The sequence below is a fragment of the Pseudohongiella sp. genome, from assembly GCF_040877505.1.
Taxonomy (GTDB): Bacteria; Pseudomonadota; Gammaproteobacteria; order Pseudomonadales; family Pseudohongiellaceae; genus Pseudohongiella.
In genome coordinates, this window is record NZ_JBBDNQ010000032.1 from 60,806 (window position 1) to 83,308 (window position 22,503).

A 22,503-nucleotide genomic window follows, 5' to 3' on the forward strand; every position below is an offset into this window, starting at 1 on the left:
TCAAAGTGCGGGTTTGATCTTGTTGACGGTATAAAAATGGATCAGCAACGGGAATATCACCGACCACACCAGGGCAATAATCAGCATGGCGACCCAGGTCGGCTCAAACAGGATGACGTTGGCCAGCCTGGCGCCACCATAGTACGACAGGGGCGCAAAGATGGCGCCGCCGGCAACGCACAGTGCCAGCCGGCCATGAAAGAATCTGAGTGCATAACCCACGGTGGTGCCGAACAGCACCCACAGACAGGTCAGCCAGACCGGAGGCAGATGACCGCCGGTATCAATCACGCCAATCTGTATCAGTGCCAGATCACACATGAATCCGGCGGCGGCGCACTGCAGCAGGAAAATGCTTTCGCGCCGGGTGTCGGGCACCGCCTTCAGGTGCAGGGCCACAACAAGCACGGTCAACGCTGCGGCAATCCACGAACCACCCAGCACGCATACTGGCCACGCCACCTGAAAAACGGCGGCATTGAACACAATAAACTGACGCTCCGACAAATGGAGCTTGCCGAACAGCAGGACCGGACGAGTGGCCACAGCGGTCACCTACTGTCCAGCGCCGGCTGGCTGAATACGCGCGTGCAACGGCGCCATCCGGTAGTCAGGTTTTGCCATGACGATCTGCGCGGTGTGGATAACCCGCTCCATGAAACCGCCCTGACAGTAGGCCAGATAGTAGTCCCACATGCGAATGAAGTCGTTGGCGAAGCCCTGGGCCTGAATATCGCGGGTACGTTCCAGAAACGCTTTGCGCCAGCGCGCCAGGGTCATGGCATAGTCCTGGGTAATATCTTCCAGCCCGACAATCTGCAGGTCGGTGTCGCGGGCCACGTGATGAGCAATGGCGCTGTTGCTGGGCAGGCAGCCGCCGGGGAAAATGTAACGCTGAATAAAGTCCACGGTGCGTTTGGCGTCTTCGTAACGCTGATCGGAAATGGTGATGGCCTGAATCAGCATCAGTCCCGATGGTTTAAGCAGTGAGGAACACTTGGCGAAGTAGGTGGCAAAGTATTCGTGGCCCACGGCCTCGATCATTTCAATGGAGACCAGTTTGTCGTACTGACCTTGCAGGTCGCGATAGTCATTGAGCAGCAACTCCACGCGGTCTTCGAGGCCTTCTTCGATAACACGCTGGCGGGCATGATTGTACTGTTCGCGTGAGATGGTGGTCGTGGTCACACGGCAGCCGTAGTGCTTGGCGGCGTGAATCGCCATCGAGCCCCAGCCGGTGCCGATTTCCAGCAAGTGGTCGTCTGCTGTCAGTTGCAGCCGTTCGCAGATATGGCTGAGTTTGTTCAGCGAGGCTTCGTGCAGCGTCTGGGTGTCATCACGAAAGATTGCCGATGAGTACATCATGCTGGGGTCGAGAAAGGTGGCAAAAAAATCATTGCTCAGGTCGTAATGCGCGGAGATATTTTTACGTGAGCCCGCCACGGAGTTTCGATTGCGCAGGTGCAACAGCTTGTTCATGAACAGGGCGATGCGGGACTTGCCCCGGTCCAGGCCTTTGAGCACTGACATGTTCAGCACCATGATACGCACCAGCGGCAGCAGGTCATGCGTGTGCCAGTGCTCCTTCATATAGGACTCACCGCCTCCGATACTGCCATTAAACACCACCGCCTGGTAAAAAGCAGGATCGGTGACGACCAGGTGAGCGGTCAACACGTCATCGCCGTTCTCGCCGAATTGATGCACCTCGTGCCCCTCATCGATGACGATACGACCTTTGGTGATTTTGTGCAGTTGGCGGAACAGCAGGCCGCGCGCCAGCTTCTGCTGGCCGCTGGCCAGCGCCATGACATGATTGGCAGTTGTCCTGTTGGCATCGGACGCTTTACCCAGATTAAAGTTCTGAGCCAGCGTGCCTGTCTGTACCGACCCGGTCTGGCGGTTGCCTGGTGATTTCATGGTGCTGTTATTCTCCTATGTGCGTGTATCGGTACCCGTTTCCACCACAGGCGCAGTGCCTGCCAGTAAATGCCGAAACCCACTTTTGCGGTCATCAGCGGAAACTGCAGCAGTATGCGGTTCAGGTTGCCGGCAGTGGCCTCCTGGCGTCGCAATGACAGACTGGCATTAAACGCCTGCCTGCCCAGTTGCCAGTTCTGCAGATTCAGATTCAGGGTGTCGCCCGGCGTGGTGCTGTACCACCGGTACTGCATGTCCATTGGCATAAAAGGCGACACGTGCATCTGTTTGTCAAACTGATGCTGGCAGACATCGCTTTGCGGATCGCAGGGGATGACATAAGGGATACTTTCTCCCCACGGCGTGTTAGTCACTTCGGCGACAATAAAACGCAATGTGTCCTGGCTGTCGAACACGTAATAACAGGTGATCGGGTTCATCAGGTAACCAAAGTAGCGCAGATTGGTCAGCACCCGAATCGGGCCGCTCACATGCTCACCGCTGGCCGCGAACACGCGCTGGCGCACGGCGGTATCCAGCGACTCAACGTCCGGGTCCAGATAGTCACGACGGCGAAACCACGCCAGCGCCGGTCCTTTGGCCGACCACAGGCGGCTGCGTGACAGCACGGTGGGCAATTCATCCAGATCCAGATACATCATGAACACCCGATAACGAAAATGATGCAGCACCCGACCCAGGCGTCGATGGCGCACGGTGCCGGTGTAAATTGCGCTGTGCTCGGCAGGGAAGCGCTTGCTCATGCTGGGGTTTTCCGCATCTGTTTTTGCCGCTGCCGGGACATCAGGGCATACCACAGGCCACCGGAAAGCTGCGCCAGGCGCAACATCAAAGTTAGCCGGCGCGGGAAATTGAGTTCACGCGGACGCTTTTTCAGGCCTTCCTGAATACGACCCGCAGCCTCATCAGCGGTCATCAGAAAGGGCATGGGGAAGTCGTTGCGCTCGGTCATCGGGGTTTCGACAAAACCCGGATTGATGGCGCATACGTCAACAAAATCACTGAAGTCGATGCGCAGGGAATGCATCAGGTAACGGCTGGCGGCTTTGGATGCGGCGTAGGCTTCTGCGCGCGGGAAACCGATAAATCCGGCCAGGCTGCAGACGCCGGCCAGCACCGGGCGCTGCGGGGCTTTGCGCAACAATGGCAGGGCCGCATTCGTGGTGTTGATCATGCCAAAAAAATTGGCATCCATGACGCGCCGGAACATGTCAGGTTCAAGCGTCTGGCCTTTGATGTATTCACACGCGCCGGCGTTCATGATCACCAGATCCAGATGCGACACCAGGTTTGCCAACTGTGCGCTGCTGCTCCCGGTCGCATGATCGTCGGTGACATCAAAGGTCATGGGCATGATGCTGCCGGACAGTGACCCGGCCTCATCCCGCACCGCCTCCAGCTTGTCCAGCGTTCTGCCGCTGATCACAACATGGTGCCCGCCCGCTGCGTAACGCAAGGCCAGTGCTTTGCCGATACCTGAACCTGCGCCGGTAATCCATATTTGCATGTTCGTGCTCCGTCTTATTGTAGCCGAGTGGTGGTGATGACCTCAGCATGTCGGCATTTCAGGCTGCCAGGCGCTTGTTGATGAAGCGAATCAGGGATCCCAGCACGGGGATGTGGCGGTAGAGCATGGCGCCCATGTCGTAAAAATCTTCCTGATAATAAATCCGGTCGGTAAAGTGGATCACTGTCACGCCAGTGACGTCAATCGGTTTGCCACCGTTGAGGCGGCCATGACTGAAGCGCATAACCCAGGTGATGGTAGCCGTATGCTCGGAGATCTGGTCGTCCAGATAGCGGAAGCTCATTTCATGAGCCCCTTCGTACATGCCGCGCAGATAGTTTTTTAATGCCAGGCGTCCGTTGACTGCGTGTATCGGGTCCCGAAGTTCAACGTCCTGGGTATAAATACGGTCAATGCCTTCAAGCCCGGCGATGTCCGGGGTCCGGTAAAAATCCTTGAAGTCACTGATCAGCGCCGCCCGCAGGTTGCTGCTCACTGTATTCATGTCGCTTGCCATGATTGACTCTCGCTTGTCGGCCGTCGCAGAACGCGCGTATGCTTGTTCCTCTGAATACGAGTGGGCCATATCGCTGGATCAACGTTACCCGACTGCCGACGGACAACCGTCAGTAAACGAGCAACAGTGATCCGCGTCGGCGATAGCGGCGTAAAAGCCTGCGAGAAGCTTAAAAATCGCGGTAAATCAGCCAGGTAGACCGGATTATCAGTGGACAATAACGACGACATGGAAAAGACAGCAAGTGTGCAGCCGGGGCGTAGCTCAGTGCCGGATCCGTGGGCAGAAAATGTCAGGCGGGTGGCGGTAGCACGCGACCGGGTGGCCTTCCAGGCACTGTACAGGCACTTTACACCCATGATTCGGGCATTCCTGCTGAAAAGCATGGGGGCGGGTGCCAACAGGTCTGAGGCCGAGGAGATCACCCAGGAAGTCCTGATCAAGGTGTGGAACAAAGCTGCGTCCTTTAATAGCAGCAAGGCAAGTGTCAACACCTGGATATTTACCATTGCCAGAAACACCCGGATTGATTTCATTCGTCGTAATGACCGCAACGAAAGGAAAATTGATATCGAAGATATCTGGCATGAGCCGGAATCGCCCGAACCCCTGGTTGATCTGCAGCAACGCCGGTCGGAACAGGTGATCAAGCAGGCGATGGCGTCTTTGCCGGATGAGCAGGTTCAGGTGCTGTATAAAGCCTTCATGGAAGGCAAGTCACACAGCGAAGTGGCTGAGGAACTTGGTTTGCCGCTGGGAACAGTGAAATCGAGAATCCGGCTGGCGCTTAGCAAAATGCAGATACTGATAGACCGTTAGACACACAAATTACACATACTCAGAGAGATTCGCCCGAAACGGGACTCAACTTTCAGGTAATACTATGGTTTCTTTTCATCCTGACGCTAAATTTCTGACCGACTTTGCTGCCGGCAATCTGCCGTTGTCCGAGGCGATCTGTGTCGCGGCGCACCTGGAATTCTGTTCAAAATGCCGCAGTCATGCACAGCAGCTAAGTGATCTTGGCGGCCAGTTGATGGTCCGTCTGGAGCCGGATGTGGCTGCCGATGACGGTGGCTTCGACAAGCTGATGGCGCGCATCGAAACCGGTGACGCGGGTGCAGATAACACGGCGGTCGCGCCGGCCGCGGCTGAGGCCGCCCGTATCAGCCCGGCTAACACGTCGGGCCTGCCCCGTGTGGTGCAAAAGCTGGCCGCCGATGGCCTGCACGGCCTGAAATGGGCGCAGTTTGGCAAATCTCTGCGTATTGCGCCGGTGAATATCGGTGAGAAGTCACGCGAGACCGCCATTTACGATATCAAAGCCGGTGGCCGCATGCCTGAGCATGAGCATCGGGGTGAAGAGATTACGGTATTGCTGAAAGGCAGTTTCTCCGATGCCGAAGGCAAGTACGTTAAGGGTGATTTTGTTGTACGCCACGTGGGGGAACGTCACCAGCCAACGGCAACGCTTGATACCGACTGCATTTGTCTGGTCAGCCTGGAGAAACCGGTCAAGCCCAGCTCCATCTGGTATCGCCTGCTTGAGCCCCTGGTCCAGTATCGCCTGTCAAGTCTGAGCAACTAGCCCCGGAACGTTTGCTGCGGCATAATGCTGTTTGACTGTTAAGATAAATCACTCAGCATCCACTGCCGCAGCAGTGACAGGAATCCCGATGTCCTCTTATCGACCGGTCTACGATCGTCAGGATGTGACGATTGTCAGCCGAGATACCGCCTATCAGGGCTTTTTTGCCATTGACCGTATTGTGCTGCGTCATCGCCTGTTTGCCGGTGGCTGGAGCCCGGATTTCAACCGCGAGTTGTTCCGTCGCGATCAGGCGGCCGGTGTGCTGCTGTTTGATCCGGTCAATGATCAGTTGGTGCTGGTAGAGCAGTTCCGGGTCGGCCTGTTGGATAGCATGGATCAAAGTCCCTGGGCGCTTGAGCTGGTGGCGGGCATTATCGATGAGGGCGAGTCGGCGCAGGAAATGGCGCGACGCGAAGTCACTGAAGAAGCCGGTCTGACTATCGCAGCGCCTGAGTTTATCTGCCACTATTTCAACAGCCCCGGTGGCAGCACCGAGCGCATCAGTCTGTTCTACGCCGAGGTTGATGCCGCACAGGCGGGCGGATTTCATGGCATGGCCAACGAGAATGAGGACATCCGGGTGGTTGTACTGGGCTTTGACGATGCCTGGGCAGCGTTGCGGTGCGGACGTATCAATAATGCGATGGCCATCATTGCCCTGCAATGGCTGCGGCTCAAGCGGGCCGGCATCGGTGCGACGGTGGTTGAATAGACGATGGCAGCCATTCTCGACAAACACCAGGCGCGCTCGCGTTACCGCGTCGATCTGACCGCTTACATGCAGACCTGTGACGAAAACTATATTCGTTTACTACGGTTGATCCCTGCTCTAGAATCCGGAAGAGCGGGGCAGAGTGGAAAACTTGATCCGGATTGTCCGAAATGTGAACTGGACGACATAAAAGAATGGGAGTTCCTGATAGGCTCCGACCGCCGGAGTAAGCCCAGCCATGCTGGCCGACCGCCGATTCGCATCAAAGTGAGTCTGGTAGAGGCATTTGCATACACCAGCACCATCGAAATTCAGGTGCAAAGTGGATTTCCTGCCTGGAGTCCGGCACCCGTGATTGTGGTCAGGATGTACCACGACGCCAATACCGCCGAACCGATCAGCTATCAGGGCCATCGACAGATTCCGGCCCGGTGTGCTGTTCCCAACGGCGACATGTATCATCAGGATGAGAAGAGGCAGATCAATGAGTTTCTGGCAGAGTGGCTGCGCCTGTGCTTGAGTTCAGGCATCAGTGCACGAACAGCAGATTTTCTTTGTATCGGGTAGATTATGCAGAAACCTTCAGGGGAATATCGGGCAAAGCCGTTACGACTGTTGCAGATTACTGACACGCACCTGTTCAGGAATCCGGATGCAGCCTTGCTTGGTCTGAACACGCAGGACAGCTTTGTTCGTGTTGTCGATCTGATCGCCCGCCAGCAGCCCGAACCCGACTGGATAGTGGCCACCGGCGATATCGCCCAGGACGCTTCATCCGAAGCCTACCAACGCTTTGCCGACACCATGGCCCGCATTCCCGCCCCGTTTAGCTGGATCCCCGGCAACCATGACAGGCGCTCCGGGATGCTCAGCACGCCGGCCTTCAAGGCAGCATTTGTCGAACGCGTACAATTGGCCAACTGGCAGATCATCATGCTCGATACCGCCGTGCCGGGTGAAGTACATGGTCTGTTGTCAGCGCATGAGCTGGCGCATCTGGAGGCCAGCCTGGCCAGCGTGGCAAACGATGACACACTGATGCATACGCTGGTATGCCTGCACCACAACCCGGTGCCGGGCACAGCCAGTTGGATGCAGGACATTGGTCTGCACAATGCAGATGCCCTGATTGAAATTCTCCAGCGCCATGATCATGTGCGTGGTATTGTTTATGGCCACATTCATCAGACTCTGGACTTCGAAGCACATGGCCTGCGCTTTTTCTGTACACCGTCGACCTGTATCCAGTTCAAACCCGGTGTCGAGGATTTTGCCCTGGATCTGCGCAGCCCGGCCTACCGCTGGTTTGATCTGCACCCTGACGGTCGCATTGAGACCCAGGTAGAGCGCCTGCAGGACTACGAAGTCAAGGTGGACGAACAGGCCGGTGGCTACTGATTGGCCATTCTCCGGCCAGAGCAAAAACACAAGGTAAGAAGCAGGATATGAGCAACAACTACAACGCCGATGCCATTGAAGTACTCACCGGGCTCGACCCGGTGCGCAAACGTCCCGGCATGTACACCGACACCACACGGCCCAATCACCTGGTACAGGAAGTGCTCGACAACAGCGTCGACGAAGCCCTGGCCGGTCACGCCAAAACCATCACCCTGACCATGCACAAAGACGGCGCCATCGAAGTCGAAGACGATGGCCGTGGCATGCCGGTGGATATTCACAAGGAAGAAAAAGTTTCCGGTATCGAGCTGATCATGACGCGCCTGCATGCAGGCGGCAAGTTCAGCGACAAGAACTACAACTTTTCAGGCGGTCTGCACGGTGTCGGCGTGTCCGTGGTTAACGCCTTGTCGCACTACGTGGAAGTCACTGTCCGGCGTGATGGCCTAGTGCACCAGATGCGTTTCGAGAACGGTGACAAGGCCACAGAGCTGAAACAGATCGGCACCGTCGCCAAGCGCCAGACCGGCACCACGCTGCGCTTCGTGCCCGATGAAAAATATTTTGACTCCGCCAGGGTCTCCATCACCCGCCTGAAACATGTGCTGCGCGCCAAGGCCGTGCTGTGCTCGGGCCTGCGCGTGGTGTTTATCGACAACACCGTTGATGAAGACAAAGCCCAGAGCGAAGAATGGTTGTATCAGGACGGGCTGATCGACTACCTGCTGCAAGGCACCGGTGATTCCATTACCTTGCCGGTAGAGCCTTTTGCCGGTGACATGAAAGGCAATGACGAAGCGGTCGAATGGGCCGTACTATGGCTGCCGGAGGGCGGTGAGCTGCTGCAGGAAAGCTACGTCAACCTGATTCCCACGGCGCAGGGCGGCACCCATGTCAACGGCCTGCGCACGGGCCTGCTGGATGCCATGCGCGAATTCTGTGAATTCCGCAACCTGATGCCGCGCGGAGTCAAGCTGACCCCGGAAGACATCTGGGATCGCTGCAGTTATGTGGTTTCCACCAAAATGAAAGACCCGCAGTTCTCCGGACAGACCAAAGAACGGTTGTCGTCACGCCAGAGCGCCGCCTTTGTCAGTGGCGTGGTCAAGGATGCCTTCAGCCTGTGGCTGAACCAGCACACCGCCGACGCCGAACTGCTGGCCGAGATGTGCATCAACAACGCCCAGGGCCGCATGCGTGCCAGCAAAAAGGTGGAACGCAAACGTGTGACCAGCGGCCCCGCGCTGCCCGGCAAACTTGCCGACTGTTCAACGCAGGATGTGATGGCGGGCGAACTGTTTCTGGTAGAGGGTGATTCAGCGGGCGGCTCCGCCAAACAGGCGCGGGACCGTGAAACCCAGGCCATCATGCCGCTGCGAGGCAAAATCCTGAATACCTGGGAAGTTGACTCCAACGAAATCCTCGCCTCCCAGGAAGTCCACGACATCTCCGTGGCACTTGGCGTCGACCCCGGCGCCAATGACATCACCGGGCTGCGCTATGGCAAGATCTGCATTCTCGCCGACGCCGACTCCGACGGCCTGCACATCGCCACCCTGCTGTGCGCGTTGTTCATCAGACATTTCAGACCCCTAGTCGCCGCCGGCCGCATCTACGTCGCCATGCCCCCCCTGTACCGCATCGACGCCGGCAAAGACGTCCACTACGCACTGGACGAGGATGAGCGTATCGGTATTCTGGACCGCATCGCCGCCGAAAAGAAAAACGTCAAGGTCAACGTACAGCGCTTCAAGGGGCTGGGTGAGATGAACCCATTGCAGCTGCGTGAGACTACCATGAGCCGCGATACAAGGCGTCTGGTGCAGCTGACGTTGCCTGATGATGATGTTGTTGCTGGTAATAGCACCACCGATGAGGCGCTGGATATGTTGCTGGCGAAGAAGAGGGCGGGGGATCGGAAGAGTTGGTTGGAGGAGTATGGGAATTTGGCGGAAGTCGACTAAACAGTTGTGAAAGGGTGCCCGTCAGGGCGCCTGCTCCCCTAAAAACGTGTCCCTCGTCGCAATTAGCCCCATATTAGCCCTATGGCTACTTGTGCTATCCCCTTGAATCTGTTGATATCGGTCAATGGCCTGACTCCCTACTTGTCAAATACGCGATAGCACCTGAGGTTGGTAGCGTGGTTGAAGAGCCAACAAGCCATCAGGTCGGAGATAGCAGGTAGGTACGCGTATCCGGATAGGTGTGCGCTCTCATATTGACGCTCTATAGCCCAGAGTTTTTGAGATGTTGGTTCGACTCAATAATTTAGCTGATACGGCCGTTGTTTTGCTGTATTGAGATAGCGTGCAGAAATGACCAGGAATCGTGCTTGTACACGATATAAATGTTAGCTATGTGAACGAAGAAGAACGCTGGAACCACATAGTTTCGCTTGATGAAGAGCTGTTAAAAGGCGGGGTCATCCTGTCAGAGTGGTGCTCTTTTATTGTGCGAGAATCTGACCAGGCATTTGTGCATGGAGCAAGCTTGGCATCAATACTGACGGCAGTTTCTGGAATCGAAACCTATCTTCGCTCCGAGTATTCCGAGAAAGCACGTAACAGCCTCTTCGAGCTAATTGAAAGTTCTCCTATAGCTGACGATCTTCGATCTGATTTGCACAAGCTACGGAAGTATCGAAATAAGTGGGTGCATGTAAATTACCCATGGGATGATCAGAAGCTGATTGATGCTCCTGAAGAGTCGGAAAAAGAGCTAGAAGTAATGGCACTGTTCGCCGCCCGAGCGCTTAGAAGAACGATTTATGAAAATCAGTGGGTCTAGAATGGCTAACCAAGCGAATTAAATTCGCTCCCTGCGACTGCCGGATGCTCGTTGCTCACGCCATTTATTGCGGGCGTTATAGAGTGGGCTTAGTAAATCCGTTTTCGGCCCAAAGCGGACATTAAAACTCTCCATTTATTAAGAATAGAAACGCATAAAGAAATGTTAGACACTTCACCGAGCAGACATGACTTCAGTATAAGCGCAGACTCATCTGTTAAAGAACAGTTTGAGTCAGCAATCAATATTTGGAAAAAGAATAGAGCTACACTAGGCCTGTTTCCGAGAGGTGCTTTTGAAGAACATGCCCGAAAGAATTTAATTCTATATCTCTTGGATAGCGGAATAGTTAAAGGATACCTTTTATACAGGTCTGCTAGACGGCGTGTCGTTATTTCTCATCTCTGTATTTCGGATGAAATACGAGGCAGAGGTGGTGCTCGGGTTCTATTTGAGGCCCTTAGGCGTAGAGTTGATGATGGCCATTGCAAGGGCATTGAGGTTCGATGCAGGAGCGACTACGAAATCAGTAGAATGTGGCCTAGCCTTGGCTTTGAATGTGTAGGGCATATGCAGGGAAAAGCTAAGGGAGGCTCAGAATTAACCATCTGGTATTTTAAGTTTGATATACCCGATTTCTTCTATGAAATGATGCCTAAGCATAATGATGATGACCTAACTTGGGCGGTGCTTGATGCCAATATCGTGTTTAAGATGAGCGAGCCCCAGAAAGCGGAGAATGAGGAAGCACTTGCTTTAATTTCTGACACAATGGCATCTTATGTAAGATATTTTGTTACTCCTGAAATTTATGTTGAAACAGAAAGAAAGAAGAATATTGAAGACAAAAAGCGCAGCAATGCTTTTGCTAATAATTTTGAGAGAGTTGAGGTTAAAAGATCTTCATTTGAGAATTACCGTGATTCCTTGGCTCCATTGTGGGGAAGTAAATTAAACGATAGGGATCGCTCGGATTTACATCACATCGCATATTCAGCAGCGGCAGGATTCCAATTCTTTATAACCCAGGACACAGGGATCCTAGATAAAGCTAGTGAAATATATGAAGTATGTAATATTTCGCCGTTGAGGCCAGTTGAATTCATAACTCAGCTAGATCAAATTGAGAATTTGGAAAAATATACACCTCGCTCGATTTCACGAACGCAATATCATGTTCGTTGCCCGTCAAGTAGTGAAATTACTGAAATAGCAGAGCATTTTTGCATTCCTTCGCATGGAGAAAAAAGGAAGGTTTTAGAGGCTAAACTGCGAACTGCTTTAGCAAACCCCGATCAATATAAAGTGCTGTTGATCTCAAGTGACAATAAACAAAAAATAGCTTTTCTAAGTTTTAAAAAAGTTGAAGACGAACTATCAATTGATGTTATGCGCCATAACGGAGATCTAACATCAAAAACTATCGCTCAAAATTTTTCTTGGGCAGAAATATTCTCCCATGCAGATGGGCAGGTGTCGCTTATTAAGTACACCGATGATGTTTCTGGTTTCCAAAATGATGATCTATTTCAAGCGAAGGGCTTTATTAAGTCGGATGGTGGCTGGGTCCGAATTTCTGCCAACATGAAGTGTGACTTAGAAACAGCAAGGAAAAGCATTGGTGGATTTTTCGCCAAATTAACTGAGATAACTGAGCCAGTTAAGGATAACTTATCTGCCTTCTTGACTGAGGCAGATAATTCAGCTCTCTATGAGGAAGCTTTTTGGCCACTTAAAGTCACCGATGGGGACATTCCTACCTATTTGATACCTATTAGGCCTATCTGGGCACTTCACTTGTTTGATGAAGCTCTTGCTGAAAAAGAGCTATGGGGTGCCGATCCTACGAAGCACTTTAATATTGAAAATGTGTATTACAGATCCCCTAAAAAATTTAACATGGTCGCTGGAGCTAGAATTCTGTGGTATGTAAGTAGTCACGGAGCAAATAAAGTGAGCGAAATTCGTGCTTGCTCAAGGCTTATTTCTTCCGAGACTGATGCCGCAAAAAAACTATTCAAAAAATATAAGCGACTTGGTATCTATGAGTGGAGTAATCTAATGGAGATTACTAAAGATGATCCTAGTGGAAAAGTGATGGCCATTAGATTCTATCAAACTGAGTATTTTAAGAGGCCGATTGAACTAAAAGATTTTTTGAATTATGGAATTAACGGACAGCCTTTTGGCCCCAAAAAAATCACAAATGAGCAGTTCATGAATATATACATTGATGGAACAAATTAAAGTGGAAAACAAAGCTGTACTTTTCTCGATTAAGCCAAAATATGTGTCTCTTATCTCTAGTGGAGAAAAAATATATGAGTTAAGAAGGAAGTGCCCCAGAGTAAGTGCTGGGGATTTGGCTTTAGTTTATGAATCAAGCCCGACCATGTGTTTGGTTGGTGCATTTGTTATCGGCAACATCATTCAGGAAAAACCATTATTACTTTGGAAGAAAGTTGGAAATCAATCCGGGGTTAGTCGAGAGGAGTTTTTGGAGTACTTTAGTGGATGTGATCTAGCATCGGCTATAGAGATTTTACAATATTGGGACTTGGAGCAAAGGGTTACGTTAAAGCAGCTTAGGTCTAAGAATAAAATTGAGCCTCCTCAAAGCTATAGATACTTATGCCAAGATAAAACGGGAATGCTACTTTCCCAGGGCGCTGCCCAAGCTTAATATATGCTGAGAATGTGGAATTTCAGCGGCTAGCACAAGGCAACTTATTTGTTAGCCTAAAAAAAAGGAATAAGCTATAAATGAAAGTGCTGTATCAGAAAGGCAGTAATTGGCGTGCTTCACCGGCTAAGCTACTATCTGAAAGTACCATGCTTTCCTTGTCATTCAATAATTGGAATGACTATGGAATATGCACTACACTTAATGCCGTCCTGTACGTTGACGGGGAAAATTATTTCGAATTTGGTCTAAAGCTTCTAATTGAAAATGACATTGATTCGCCAACGAAACTGAACGAGCTATGTGAGGGGGGCTGGGAAGGGTTTTTTCCTATTCCAGAGCTGAATTATGTATCGGTTCCGAGTGATATTGATTTTTATGGCGCGTTGATCGCCAAAGTTGGAATGGATGAGGCAATAGATGCCCTTAATCTTATAAGAGATGCCGGTTATCTCGAGAATATCATAGGGGATCAAAGCGCAATTCGCTTGATCAAGCATGATAATTTTTCCACATCGCCTCTTCGGGAGGCTGGGGCAAGAAAAGCTTATGAAGACGGCTGGAAGTTGTTCAATGAGGAGCAGTCGAGTATAAAGGACTTCACTCTCAATACTATAAGAAGGGATGGTTTGATTGAGCCTGTGCATTTCAGATTTAACTCTGAATTACTCCCTTACGACATTAACGTTCTAATCGGTGAAAACGGGATCGGGAAATCTTATACCCTAAAGTCCTTGGTTGAATACTGGCTTGGCGTGGATCGGGGTAGCAAGCCTGCGCTTGATGAAATGCAGCATGAACCATTCGATCATTATCCAAATATTTCTAAATTAATCCTTATCTCTTATAGCCCGTTCGAGGAGTTTACAATTGATTTGTCCGAGACCAGCCTGAAAGATAAGAATGCGTATAGATACTTTGGCTTTCGTCGGCTTGTTGAGGACCCAGACGGTAACCAAAGAATAGGTATTAGTAGAAATCTACCAGCAAGCGATTCTGTGTCGTCAATTCTAAGATCACTCTATGACGATATAAAGTTTGGCGAACTTATAAATTGGACAAATAAGTTCGAAACTATACTTTCTGTACTAAAGTCAGCGATTGAATTTGAGTATATTGCGTTTGAAATTATCGAAGATATCGATCTTTTCGATCAGATACCGGATTTTTCTGAATTCGTAGTCGGTATAGATAATAAATACCTGAAAATTAATAAGAATGTAATTGGGAAAATAGATGAGTGGAAAATTAATCTAGATGAATATATTAAATTCGAATCTGGTGCGGTTTTCATAAAGAACAATGAGAAAATTGAAATCAGCTCTGGGCAAAGATTGTTTTGTTATATTGTAGTTAACGTTGTCGGACAAATAAGGAAAGACAGTTTGGTTGTGATAGATGAGCCAGAGCTTTTCTTACATCCTTCACTTGAGATAGAGTTTATTGAGCTTCTTAAAAAGGTTTTGAAAGCATTTTCATCTAAAGCAATTTTGGCTACACATTCTTTAGCGATTACTAGGGAGGTTCCAGCCAAATGTGTTCACGTCTACCGAAAACAGAATGATATAGTCGAAGTCGAACACCCTCCCTTTGAAACATTTGGGGGAGACATGCAAAGAATTTCTTCGTATGTCTTTGGCGATAACTCTATTACTAAGCCGTTTGATAGATGGATACAAGACCAGCTGGCAATCTATGCCGACCCCCAGGTTATTATTGACAAGCTTGGGCGGGAGATTAATGAGGAGATTTTGATAAAATTGCTCAATTCAAGGAAGCCTGATGGTATCTAAAGTACAGCTTCCCGAAGAAGACTCCGTTGAGGTATTGAGAAATATACTGGCGGAGAGGCGTAACTATAGGCAATTCTATGATCGGATAGCGCATGACCTTGTAGCGCAAGCTGAAATTTTTATAGAGCAAAATGGTAATCCATTAATGCTCACTCCTCTTGATCTTAATGACTATACAGATTGTGAAGAAGAGGCCAGTCAACGAAAGAAATCCTTGATTGGCTTATACTCACCTAAGAAGGGAAAGCTGCCCTTTCTGCAGTTGGAGGCCATTCGGAAACGGAATGGGCTAGTTGTTTGCCCTAGCTGTGGAGAGCCTGGACGGCCAAGAACTCTAGATCATTACCTTCCAAAAGATATGTTTCCTGAGCTTTCAGTTTTGCTGCTGAACTTAACGCCTATGTGTGACTGGTGTCAGGGTGAAAAGCTCACGGGCTATATTACCGAAGATGGAAAAAAGAGGTACATTCACCCCTATTTCGATGATGTAGACAGACCTTTGTTCTCAATAACTTTTACGACTCCATTTGCGACTCCTTCAATTCATATTTCTGTTAATGAAGAATTGCCAGAAGAGCTAAGTTTGCTTGTTAAGTCACATTTGGAAGGAATAGATTTTCTCAATCGATTCAAAGAGCATTTTAAAACAAGGTATATAAGTGTTCTGCGGAGAGCTAAAGCCTCTCGGGAGAATGAAAGCGAAAGCTTATGGTGTCTTTTCTCTATATTTCTAGAAATGGAAGAAGAAAAATCTATCAACTCATGGGATGCTGTACTATACAGATCGATTTTAGCAAATGATGAACTCATGGGGTACTTAGAGAATGACCCTTTACCTGAATACTTATAGCATAGCTTAAAGTTGTATAGCAAAGCGCTTCACTCGGATAAATTACTCGCTTCGATTCTAATTGTCCGGTGAGCGAGGCGTTAGGTTTCAAGGACGAATACGAGTCAGACTTCTAATCTTGACCCTAGCCCAAACGCTGCAATGTTACATTCCAATGCTCACAAAAATATAGGGACGTAACCCATGTACACACTTAATATTACCAGAGTCGCCGTCCTGCTACTCCTAACTGTCCTGCCATTCCAAGCCACTGCCCAAAGCCCCATCACCGCCGACCTGATAACCGATCGCACCTACATTACCCCCGGCGGCGAAACCACGCTGGACATCGAAATCACCAACCCCGCAGACTCCGGCACATCTGTCGAACGCTACGGCGGTGGCGGTTACAGCTCCAACCACGGGCAATTGCAGCCATACGCGGAACTGGAGGTAAATAACACCTGTGGTCAGCCACTCTGCCCGGTCGATTCCGCCCTAGGCTTTCCGCTCCACCCCGGCACCTCAGCACAATTCTATTGGAATACGCTTCAGGTCAGCGCCGGTGCACCTGCTGGTCATATGATCAGGATTTCCAACATCAGCCTGAAACTCTCCGGCACTGAGTACAGGAGCATCAATGACGTGCACCTACGGCGTGACTTCGTGGCGATTGTGGCGCCCGACGGGCAGGGTGATCCCGCTGCGCTCAACGCGTTAAACACTACCAATGCAAAAGCGGGTTCGGCAGACATCAAAGCCTCGCTGGTATTGGACTATCCTGACACGGTGAGTGCCGGCAGTCATATCGAGGTGTCAGGCACCTTGCACAATCAGGGTGATGAGCCTATTGCCGGGCATTTTATTCTTGGCTCCGATCGTCATCTGGGTAGTCATGTCGGCGCGTTCCGGCAGATTTCCTGTCGCTTCAAGTGTCTGTATAACGGTCAGTTCCCGCTCAACCGGGGCGACAGCATCGATGTGCTGTTCTGGCAGATGTACTATGAGGATGATTACCTGTTCTCCGGCAATCTGCACATCAAGGGGCCCGCATGCCATTGTCACCGATAGCCTGGGGCGCACGGCGTATGCGTACGCGGATGATATCCATATCAACGTGATCCTGCAGATCCCGCGCCTGGGCTATTTTGTCTTCCCCGACGACACTGTCTATTTTGATGTGCAGATGGTGTTGGTTCCGGGTACTGATCCGATGCAGTTTCGGGTGGTTAGTGCGAAAGATGTGGACTAGAGCTGCCTCAAAAACGTTTCAGCGGAAACGTTTTTATAACGACTGATTCCCTGCACATCGTGAAGGAGTAAGGTATCCTCACCATGTATCAATAAGAACAATCAAAAATACAGGAGTCATCTCCATGTCCAGGATTCTAAGGAAAGCAATTGCCCCACTGTTGCCTGTGTTCTTCGCAGGCAGCGTGGTGGCGCAGGAAGTCCCGCAATCGGAACTCGCCACCACGGTAGATGACGGTTTCACGATTGCAGTGGTCGGTGACATCATCATCGCATACTCACTGGAGCAAATGTTGAACACGCCTGGTTTTTCGGAGGTGGTTGATTTGTTGCATAGCGTGGACGTTGTATCCGGCAACCTTGAGACACAGATTATTGATGGGCGTACCTTCCGCGGGTCAGCCCCGGGTGGCTTTGGTGCTGAGCCGGCGGCTGCACAGTGGCTGAAAGAAATGGGTATCGACATCGTTGCGCGGCCCAATAATCACGCTAATGACTTCGGCATCGAAGGCTTGAAAGAAACAGGTAAGCACCTTGAACGCGTCGGCATTCAGCACGCCGGCTACGGGGAGACGTATTGGGCCGCTCGGGCAGCCCGGTTTGTCAGTAGCGAACGGGGGCGTGTGGGTATGGTGGCAGCCTCTGACTATCAGCCGTACGCGGCTCCGATGAGCGGGGAGTGGCCCGGCCGAGGTGGACTGAGTCCATTGCGGGTGCAGCGACAGTTTATGGTGCCACAAAGCGACTGGCATGCAGTAAGCACTTTGCGAGATCTTTTCCCTAATGGCACAAGCCATTTTGCACGCGGGGCCAACACTGACGACCATATTCAATTTCTTGGCCAGAGTTTCCGTAAGGCAGCGCCGGATGTTACTGAACCCTACTTCTCATTTGAAGTAAACGAAGGCGACGTGCGCGACATCATGACCGCAGTTACTGAAGGAAAAAGAATCTCCGACCTTATCACTGTCGCGATTCATGCCCACCATTTTCATGACTCACGCGGCGGGTTTCGTGGTGAAGGTCTGGACGAAGGTGAGCATCTGGATACCAATCCTAGTATTCCCGGTTACCTCCCTGAATTCTCCCGGCAGGCTATCGACAATGGTGCGGACATCATTCAGGGCACAGGTGTGCACACCTTGCGTGGAATCGAGATCTACAAAAATCGGCCAATCTTCTACGGTCTGAATGAATTTATCCGCCAGATGGATGTGATCGGGTTGGCAGGTCGCGGCGCGCCCGGCCGGGCAGTCGGCCCACCGGGATTCGAGGAAATACCAGTCAAATATGAAAGCATTATTGCTGTAAATGAATTTCGCAATAATGAACTCTACGAAGTTCGGCTGCATCCGATAGAACTGGGCTACGAAGAAGAGAAACTTGCCCGTCGAGGCATTCCGGTAATCGCACCCCCAGAGGTCGCTCAGCGCATCCTTGAGCGCCTGCAGAGGCTTTCGGAACCATTAGGAACGACCATTACTATTGAAAACGGAATTGGCATTATTCGGCCGTAAGCATTTGCCCCCCCTTCATCAGTTGGAGCCATTAGCTATGCAGCGCCGCAATTTCCTTAGGGCCACAGCCGGCTTGTTGGGCGCTATCCCTATCAATTCAGCGCTGTCTGCACTAAACACTTCAGGAGCGACACCGATGCTAATCAAATTCTACAGTGAGGAGTCAGCGGAATTTGTCATGCTTGGCAGTACCGCCGATCAACTGCTGACCATGATGGGTCACGGTGGCAGTACGGAGGGGTCGGTCAGTGGTGAGGCGCTGGCCTCTGCACTGGAACGACTGGTGTCAACAATTGCGCGGGTACAGGCGCGTGGGCAGGACAGTCCAGCCAACGCTAGCCCTGATGAGCCGGAGGAGGGCGATGGCTGGGATGACGATGAGGAAAGTGATGAACCCAAAGAGGTGCCTTTGCCAGCCCGGGCCGAGCCACTGGTCACAATGCTGCGTCGAGCCAGGGATGCTGACGGCTACGTGATGTGGCGGCCGGATTGATTCACCGCCGGCAAGCACGACCCACTGCTTGTTTGTGTTGGCAATTTTCACAAAGAAGCGGGCATGGGCATCGGTGTTTGCCAGTGGGTCAAACTCGGCTTGTAGCAACAGCACAGGCAAGTGGTCAATCTGCCTCTGGCAGTCGCGCAATGACTTTGATTTCAAACTGAAATCCAAACAGCCAGGTCACCCCAATGCCGGTCAGTGTTGGGTAGGGTGCGTCTCCCCAGTTGTCATGCACAACTTTCATGACCTTGTCGAAATTCGACTCCGGGTCGACAACGAACAGAGTGGTGTCGACCACATCCTCAAATGTACAGCCTGCCGCTTTGAGGATGGCATTCAGGTTATCGAAGGCGAGCTGCACCTGTTTTTCCAGATCCGGTTCGGGCGAGCCGTCCTCGCGGCTACCGACCTGGCCAGATACAAATAAAAAACCATTGGAACGCAGTGCCGGCGAGTAGCGGTTCTGCTCGTACAATGCTTGCCTGCCGGGTGGGAAAACAACGTCACGTTTTGTCATGTGAAGCTCCGTCATTGATTGGTCGTCATGGACCGTGGTGAATGATGGAGGTACTTTAGATGGATACTGATGATCAATAAACGGCCCCTTCCCATTAACATTGTTTGTATAATCCAAACAATCCAAATGAGTCTGGAGTAACAATGGACCGGTTCAACGCCATGCAAGCCTTCGTTCGGGTGGTCGAAACAGGCAGCTTTACCAAAGCGGCAGAAACGTTGCGCATGAACAAGACCAGCCTCACCCAATTGATACAGCAGCTGGAGGCACGCCTGCGCGTAAAGCTGCTCAACCGCACTACCCGTAAAGTGAATGTGACTGCCGATGGCGCCGCCTACTATGAGCGAGCTGTAAAGTTACTGGCAGATCTGGACGATGCCGAAACCAGCGTATCCAGTGCGGTTGCATCGCCCCGCGGTCGGTTGCGGGTTGATGTGCCAAGCCCGCTGGCTCGCTTTATTCTGATACCTGCGTTACCGCAGTTTTATGCACAGTACCCCGATATACAGCTCGATCTGGGTGTCAGCGATCGGGCAGTGGACATTGTTGGCGAAGGCGTCGACTGCGTAGTGCGTGGCGGTGAACTGACCGATCTGTCACTGGTCGCGCGCCGTCTGGGTGATTTGCCGTTCGGCCTCTATGCTGCGCCGGGCTATCTGGAGCGGGTGGGTGTTCCGTCCCACCCAAAGGAGTTGGCAGGTCCGGATCATTGCGTGGTTGGTTTCACCTGGGAGCGCACCGGCAAGCCGTTACCCTATGTCCTGAAAAAGCAGGGTGAAAGCATCACCGTGCAAGGCCGATACCTGCTGTCGGCCGATGACGGCAATGCACTTCTGGCGGCCGGTCTTGCCGGTTTGGGCATCCTGTCGTTGCCTACCTACGTGGCCAGGGACGCATTGAGCGGCGGTGAACTTGTCCCCTTGTTCGAAGACTGGCAGCTCGAGCCAATGCCGCTATACGTTGCCTACCCGCAAAACCGGCATGTCAGTGCAAAATTACGCGTGTTTATCGATTGGGTTGTCGATTTGATGTCGCCGAATGCGCGATAGCGAAGACCATGGTCGGATGCGTCAGCGACAGGCCCGCTTCCGCAATCGCGGTTAAGCGAACACTCGTGACATACTTTATATGGTATATACTCTATTTGGTATGTAGGGGATTCGTTGCGTATATTGCGTGAGCTGCAAGAGATGAGTCAGAACGACCTGGCTGTTGCAACGGGCATTGCGCAATCAACAATTTCCGCTATTGAGAATAATCGCGTACGCCTTGGCGTTGATCGTGCAAAAGTTTTTGCTAAAGCGCTGCGGTGTCATCCTGCCGTATTGGTATTTCCAGGCTGGGATGTCGAGCATGAATCAGCCGCATAACCAACGATTGCAACAGGCGCAGTTTCACTGCGCTGTTGAGCGCGGGTGTTATGGGGTGATTCGCTCGTGCCAGTAACCAGGCTTTCTGGAGTGATGAGCGAAAGCGATAATTGTTATCGCTTGACTATTTTCTATCGTCACAATGGAGAAAGGGAATCGTTGAAGGATAAGTCTTTTTGCTCCCATCCTGGCAGCTTCGCCAACCACGGGGACAAGTGGCGGATTGGGTTCACTGAGCTTGATTGTCGCTTGCTCAAATGTATCGATCAGCTGATCTCCAAGGCCGGGGACTTCCAGCTCATACCAAGCGGCAGCTTCGATCAGTTCTTCGGTAGCTTCCGTGCTAACCTTTACTTTCAAAATCAGCTCCTTATCCGATCCCTGGCGCGTGCAATGGCTTCATCTGAATCCAAGAGTTCAGTTTTGCCAGCTTCAATGTCATTGATTCTACGGCAAATTTCAGCATCCCAAGCCTCTGCGACACTGATATCGGCGGGGCCATCCAAACTTGCTACCAAATCGTGTGCAAGTTTGGCCCGCTCCCGCTCAGACAATGTCATAGCGGCGCTCGTGATACTTTCAAGTTGGGCTGTATTCATCGTATCTACCAAAATGGACAAAGTGATATCGGTTAAATGATGCAGCAAAAAATACCCCATAACAAGGCCGCTTGTGGTGGCGGCGTTAGAGCGCGTTGAGAGGAGCTAGAGAAAATGCACCATCCGGTTCTGCTTGCCACTGCCTGGATGGGCGGCACGCTGCTTTCCTTCGCGGCCATGGCAGTTGCGGCGCGTGAGCTTTCAGAAGATTTCGGCACTTTCCAGATCCTGGCTATCCGCAGTCTAATCGGATTGTTGGTCATCTCGGTTATTCTAAGTCGAACGGGTTGGCAGCAGATCTCCCTGAAGAATATTGAAGTTCATCTCGTTAGAAATGTGGCTCACTTCTGCGGTCAATTTGGCTGGTTCTACGCCATTGCCTTTATTCCGCTAGCCGCTGTCTTTGCCATTGAGTTCACAGTACCGATCTGGACCGCTGTGTTCGCAGCAACCCTCCTGGCCGAGCGCATCACAGCGGTGCGGGTGCTGGCCATCGTGCTGGGTGTTGTAGGTGTATTGGTTATTCTTCGCCCTGGGTCGGCCGTTATTCATCCGGCGGCTGTTGCAATGCTGGGCGGTGCCATCGCTTATGGATTGTCGCACGCTCTCACGAAAAAGCTTTCCGGTCGTGATAGCACGCTTTGCATCCTCTTCTACATGATGTTGATTCAGCTTCCTCTGGGATTACTGCCCGCCGTCTTTGATTGGGTCACTCCCACAGCATCGCACTGGCCCTGGTTGATTGTGGTGGGTGTTACCGGGCTTACAGCTCACTACTGCATGGTTCGTGCCCTTATGTTGGCAGATGCCACGCTGGTTATTCCGATGGATTTTCTGCGACTGCCGCTCATAGCGCTAGTGGGGTATGCACTATACGGTGAGCATATAGACGGTTACCTGGCTGTGGGCGCAGGATTGATCGTTGCGGGCAATCTAATGAATTTGCTCTGGGAGCGGTCATAGTGACGCCAAATCCGGTCCAGAGCTTG

General features: G+C 51.6%; 25 protein-coding genes. 17 read left to right on the forward strand and 8 right to left on the reverse strand.

The window, feature by feature from the left end; translation table 11 throughout:
* The 5 genes from WD071_RS11485 to WD071_RS11505 are packed head-to-tail and all read right to left on the reverse strand — an operon-like array spanning position 1 to position 3,965.
* On the reverse strand, positions 1-546 hold the full coding sequence (locus WD071_RS11485; protein ID WP_368048520.1) for a DUF2878 domain-containing protein: 546 nt from the start codon (positions 544-546) through the stop codon (positions 1-3).
* A 9-nt stretch (positions 547-555) separates the two neighbouring features.
* Positions 556-1,920 carry a class I SAM-dependent methyltransferase gene (locus tag WD071_RS11490; protein WP_368048521.1) on the reverse strand — a complete coding sequence of 455 codons (1,365 nt, stop codon included), beginning with the start codon at positions 1,918-1,920 and terminating at the stop codon, positions 556-558.
* Positions 1,917-2,684 carry a DUF1365 domain-containing protein gene (locus tag WD071_RS11495; RefSeq protein WP_368048522.1) on the reverse strand — a complete coding sequence of 256 codons (768 nt, stop codon included), beginning with the start codon at positions 2,682-2,684 and terminating at the stop codon, positions 1,917-1,919. The genes WD071_RS11490 and WD071_RS11495 overlap by 4 nt, the downstream gene beginning before the upstream one ends.
* Complete coding sequence (locus tag WD071_RS11500) at positions 2,681-3,448, reverse strand: SDR family NAD(P)-dependent oxidoreductase (RefSeq protein WP_368048523.1); 768 nt, start codon at positions 3,446-3,448, stop codon at positions 2,681-2,683. The genes WD071_RS11495 and WD071_RS11500 overlap by 4 nt, the downstream gene beginning before the upstream one ends.
* Positions 3,449-3,506: 58 nt before the next feature.
* Positions 3,507-3,965: a nuclear transport factor 2 family protein gene (locus tag WD071_RS11505; protein WP_368048524.1), complete on the reverse strand. Its 459-nt coding sequence runs from the start codon at positions 3,963-3,965 to the stop codon at positions 3,507-3,509.
* A 210-nt stretch (positions 3,966-4,175) separates the two neighbouring features.
* Here WD071_RS11505 and WD071_RS11510 point away from each other — a divergent pair, with 210 nt between their 5' ends.
* From WD071_RS11510 to WD071_RS11575, 14 genes are all read left to right on the forward strand, one after another.
* On the forward strand, positions 4,176-4,784 hold the full coding sequence (locus WD071_RS11510; protein WP_368048525.1) for a sigma-70 family RNA polymerase sigma factor: 609 nt from the start codon (positions 4,176-4,178) through the stop codon (positions 4,782-4,784).
* A 64-nt stretch (positions 4,785-4,848) separates the two neighbouring features.
* Positions 4,849-5,553, forward strand: coding sequence for a ChrR family anti-sigma-E factor (locus WD071_RS11515; RefSeq protein WP_368048526.1), 705 nt, complete (start codon positions 4,849-4,851; stop codon positions 5,551-5,553).
* An 88-nt stretch (positions 5,554-5,641) separates the two neighbouring features.
* A complete protein-coding gene (locus WD071_RS11520; RefSeq protein WP_368048527.1) occupies positions 5,642-6,268 on the forward strand; it encodes an NUDIX domain-containing protein in 627 nt (208 codons plus the stop codon).
* Between the two features lie 3 nt (positions 6,269-6,271).
* Positions 6,272-6,835: a DUF1249 domain-containing protein gene (locus tag WD071_RS11525; RefSeq protein WP_368048528.1), complete on the forward strand. Its 564-nt coding sequence runs from the start codon at positions 6,272-6,274 to the stop codon at positions 6,833-6,835.
* Positions 6,836-6,838: 3 nt separating this feature from the next.
* Positions 6,839-7,666 carry a 3',5'-cyclic-AMP phosphodiesterase gene (gene cpdA / locus WD071_RS11530; RefSeq protein ID WP_368048529.1) on the forward strand — a complete coding sequence of 276 codons (828 nt, stop codon included), beginning with the start codon at positions 6,839-6,841 and terminating at the stop codon, positions 7,664-7,666.
* A 47-nt stretch (positions 7,667-7,713) separates the two neighbouring features.
* The gene (gene parE / locus WD071_RS11535) at positions 7,714-9,633 is read left to right on the forward strand and encodes a DNA topoisomerase IV subunit B (protein WP_368048530.1); all 1,920 of its coding nucleotides are present in this window, start codon (positions 7,714-7,716) and stop codon (positions 9,631-9,633) included.
* A 394-nt stretch (positions 9,634-10,027) separates the two neighbouring features.
* Entirely contained in the window at positions 10,028-10,456 is a 429-nt protein-coding gene (locus WD071_RS11540) for a hypothetical protein (RefSeq protein WP_368048531.1), read from the forward strand.
* Between the two features lie 162 nt (positions 10,457-10,618).
* Positions 10,619-12,703: a GNAT family N-acetyltransferase gene (locus WD071_RS11545; RefSeq protein ID WP_368048532.1), complete on the forward strand. Its 2,085-nt coding sequence runs from the start codon at positions 10,619-10,621 to the stop codon at positions 12,701-12,703.
* Positions 12,690-13,139 (forward strand): hypothetical protein, encoded by a 450-nt coding sequence (locus WD071_RS11550; RefSeq protein ID WP_368048533.1) that lies wholly within the window; start codon positions 12,690-12,692, stop codon positions 13,137-13,139. The genes WD071_RS11545 and WD071_RS11550 overlap by 14 nt, the downstream gene beginning before the upstream one ends.
* Before the next feature lie 80 nt (positions 13,140-13,219).
* Positions 13,220-14,932: an AAA family ATPase gene (locus tag WD071_RS11555; RefSeq protein WP_368048534.1), complete on the forward strand. Its 1,713-nt coding sequence runs from the start codon at positions 13,220-13,222 to the stop codon at positions 14,930-14,932.
* Positions 14,922-15,782 (forward strand): hypothetical protein, encoded by an 861-nt coding sequence (locus WD071_RS11560; protein ID WP_368048535.1) that lies wholly within the window; start codon positions 14,922-14,924, stop codon positions 15,780-15,782. Before WD071_RS11555 ends, WD071_RS11560 begins: the two co-directional genes overlap by 11 nt.
* A 183-nt stretch (positions 15,783-15,965) precedes the next feature.
* Positions 15,966-16,832: a hypothetical protein gene (locus WD071_RS11565; protein ID WP_368048536.1), complete on the forward strand. Its 867-nt coding sequence runs from the start codon at positions 15,966-15,968 to the stop codon at positions 16,830-16,832.
* 305 nt (positions 16,833-17,137) lie between these two features.
* The gene (locus tag WD071_RS11570) at positions 17,138-18,529 is read left to right on the forward strand and encodes a CapA family protein (protein WP_368048537.1); all 1,392 of its coding nucleotides are present in this window, start codon (positions 17,138-17,140) and stop codon (positions 18,527-18,529) included.
* A gap of 136 nt (positions 18,530-18,665) precedes the next feature.
* Positions 18,666-19,022 carry a DUF1840 domain-containing protein gene (locus WD071_RS11575; RefSeq protein WP_368048538.1) on the forward strand — a complete coding sequence of 119 codons (357 nt, stop codon included), beginning with the start codon at positions 18,666-18,668 and terminating at the stop codon, positions 19,020-19,022.
* 124 nt (positions 19,023-19,146) lie between these two features.
* Here WD071_RS11575 and WD071_RS11580 read toward each other — a convergent pair whose 3' ends face one another.
* Positions 19,147-19,545 (reverse strand): RidA family protein, encoded by a 399-nt coding sequence (locus WD071_RS11580; RefSeq protein ID WP_368048539.1) that lies wholly within the window; start codon positions 19,543-19,545, stop codon positions 19,147-19,149.
* Positions 19,546-19,688: 143 nt separating this feature from the next.
* Between WD071_RS11580 and WD071_RS11585 the strand changes: the two genes are divergently transcribed.
* Together WD071_RS11585 and WD071_RS11590 are read left to right on the forward strand one after the other, a co-directional pair.
* Entirely contained in the window at positions 19,689-20,594 is a 906-nt protein-coding gene (locus WD071_RS11585; RefSeq protein WP_368048540.1) for a LysR substrate-binding domain-containing protein, read from the forward strand.
* A gap of 114 nt (positions 20,595-20,708) precedes the next feature.
* Entirely contained in the window at positions 20,709-20,915 is a 207-nt protein-coding gene (locus tag WD071_RS11590; protein WP_368048541.1) for a helix-turn-helix domain-containing protein, read from the forward strand.
* Between the two features lie 48 nt (positions 20,916-20,963).
* On the opposite strand, the gene WD071_RS11595 is transcribed toward WD071_RS11590, so the two are convergent.
* Together WD071_RS11595 and WD071_RS11600 are read right to left on the reverse strand one after the other, a co-directional pair.
* A complete protein-coding gene (locus WD071_RS11595) occupies positions 20,964-21,275 on the reverse strand; it encodes a hypothetical protein (protein ID WP_368048542.1) in 312 nt (103 codons plus the stop codon).
* A 2-nt stretch (positions 21,276-21,277) separates the two neighbouring features.
* Entirely contained in the window at positions 21,278-21,574 is a 297-nt protein-coding gene (locus tag WD071_RS11600) for an addiction module protein (protein ID WP_368048543.1), read from the reverse strand.
* 54 nt (positions 21,575-21,628) lie between these two features.
* Here WD071_RS11600 and WD071_RS11605 point away from each other — a divergent pair, with 54 nt between their 5' ends.
* A complete protein-coding gene (locus tag WD071_RS11605; protein WP_368048544.1) occupies positions 21,629-22,477 on the forward strand; it encodes a DMT family transporter in 849 nt (282 codons plus the stop codon).
* Positions 22,478-22,503: the final 26 nt, after the last annotated feature.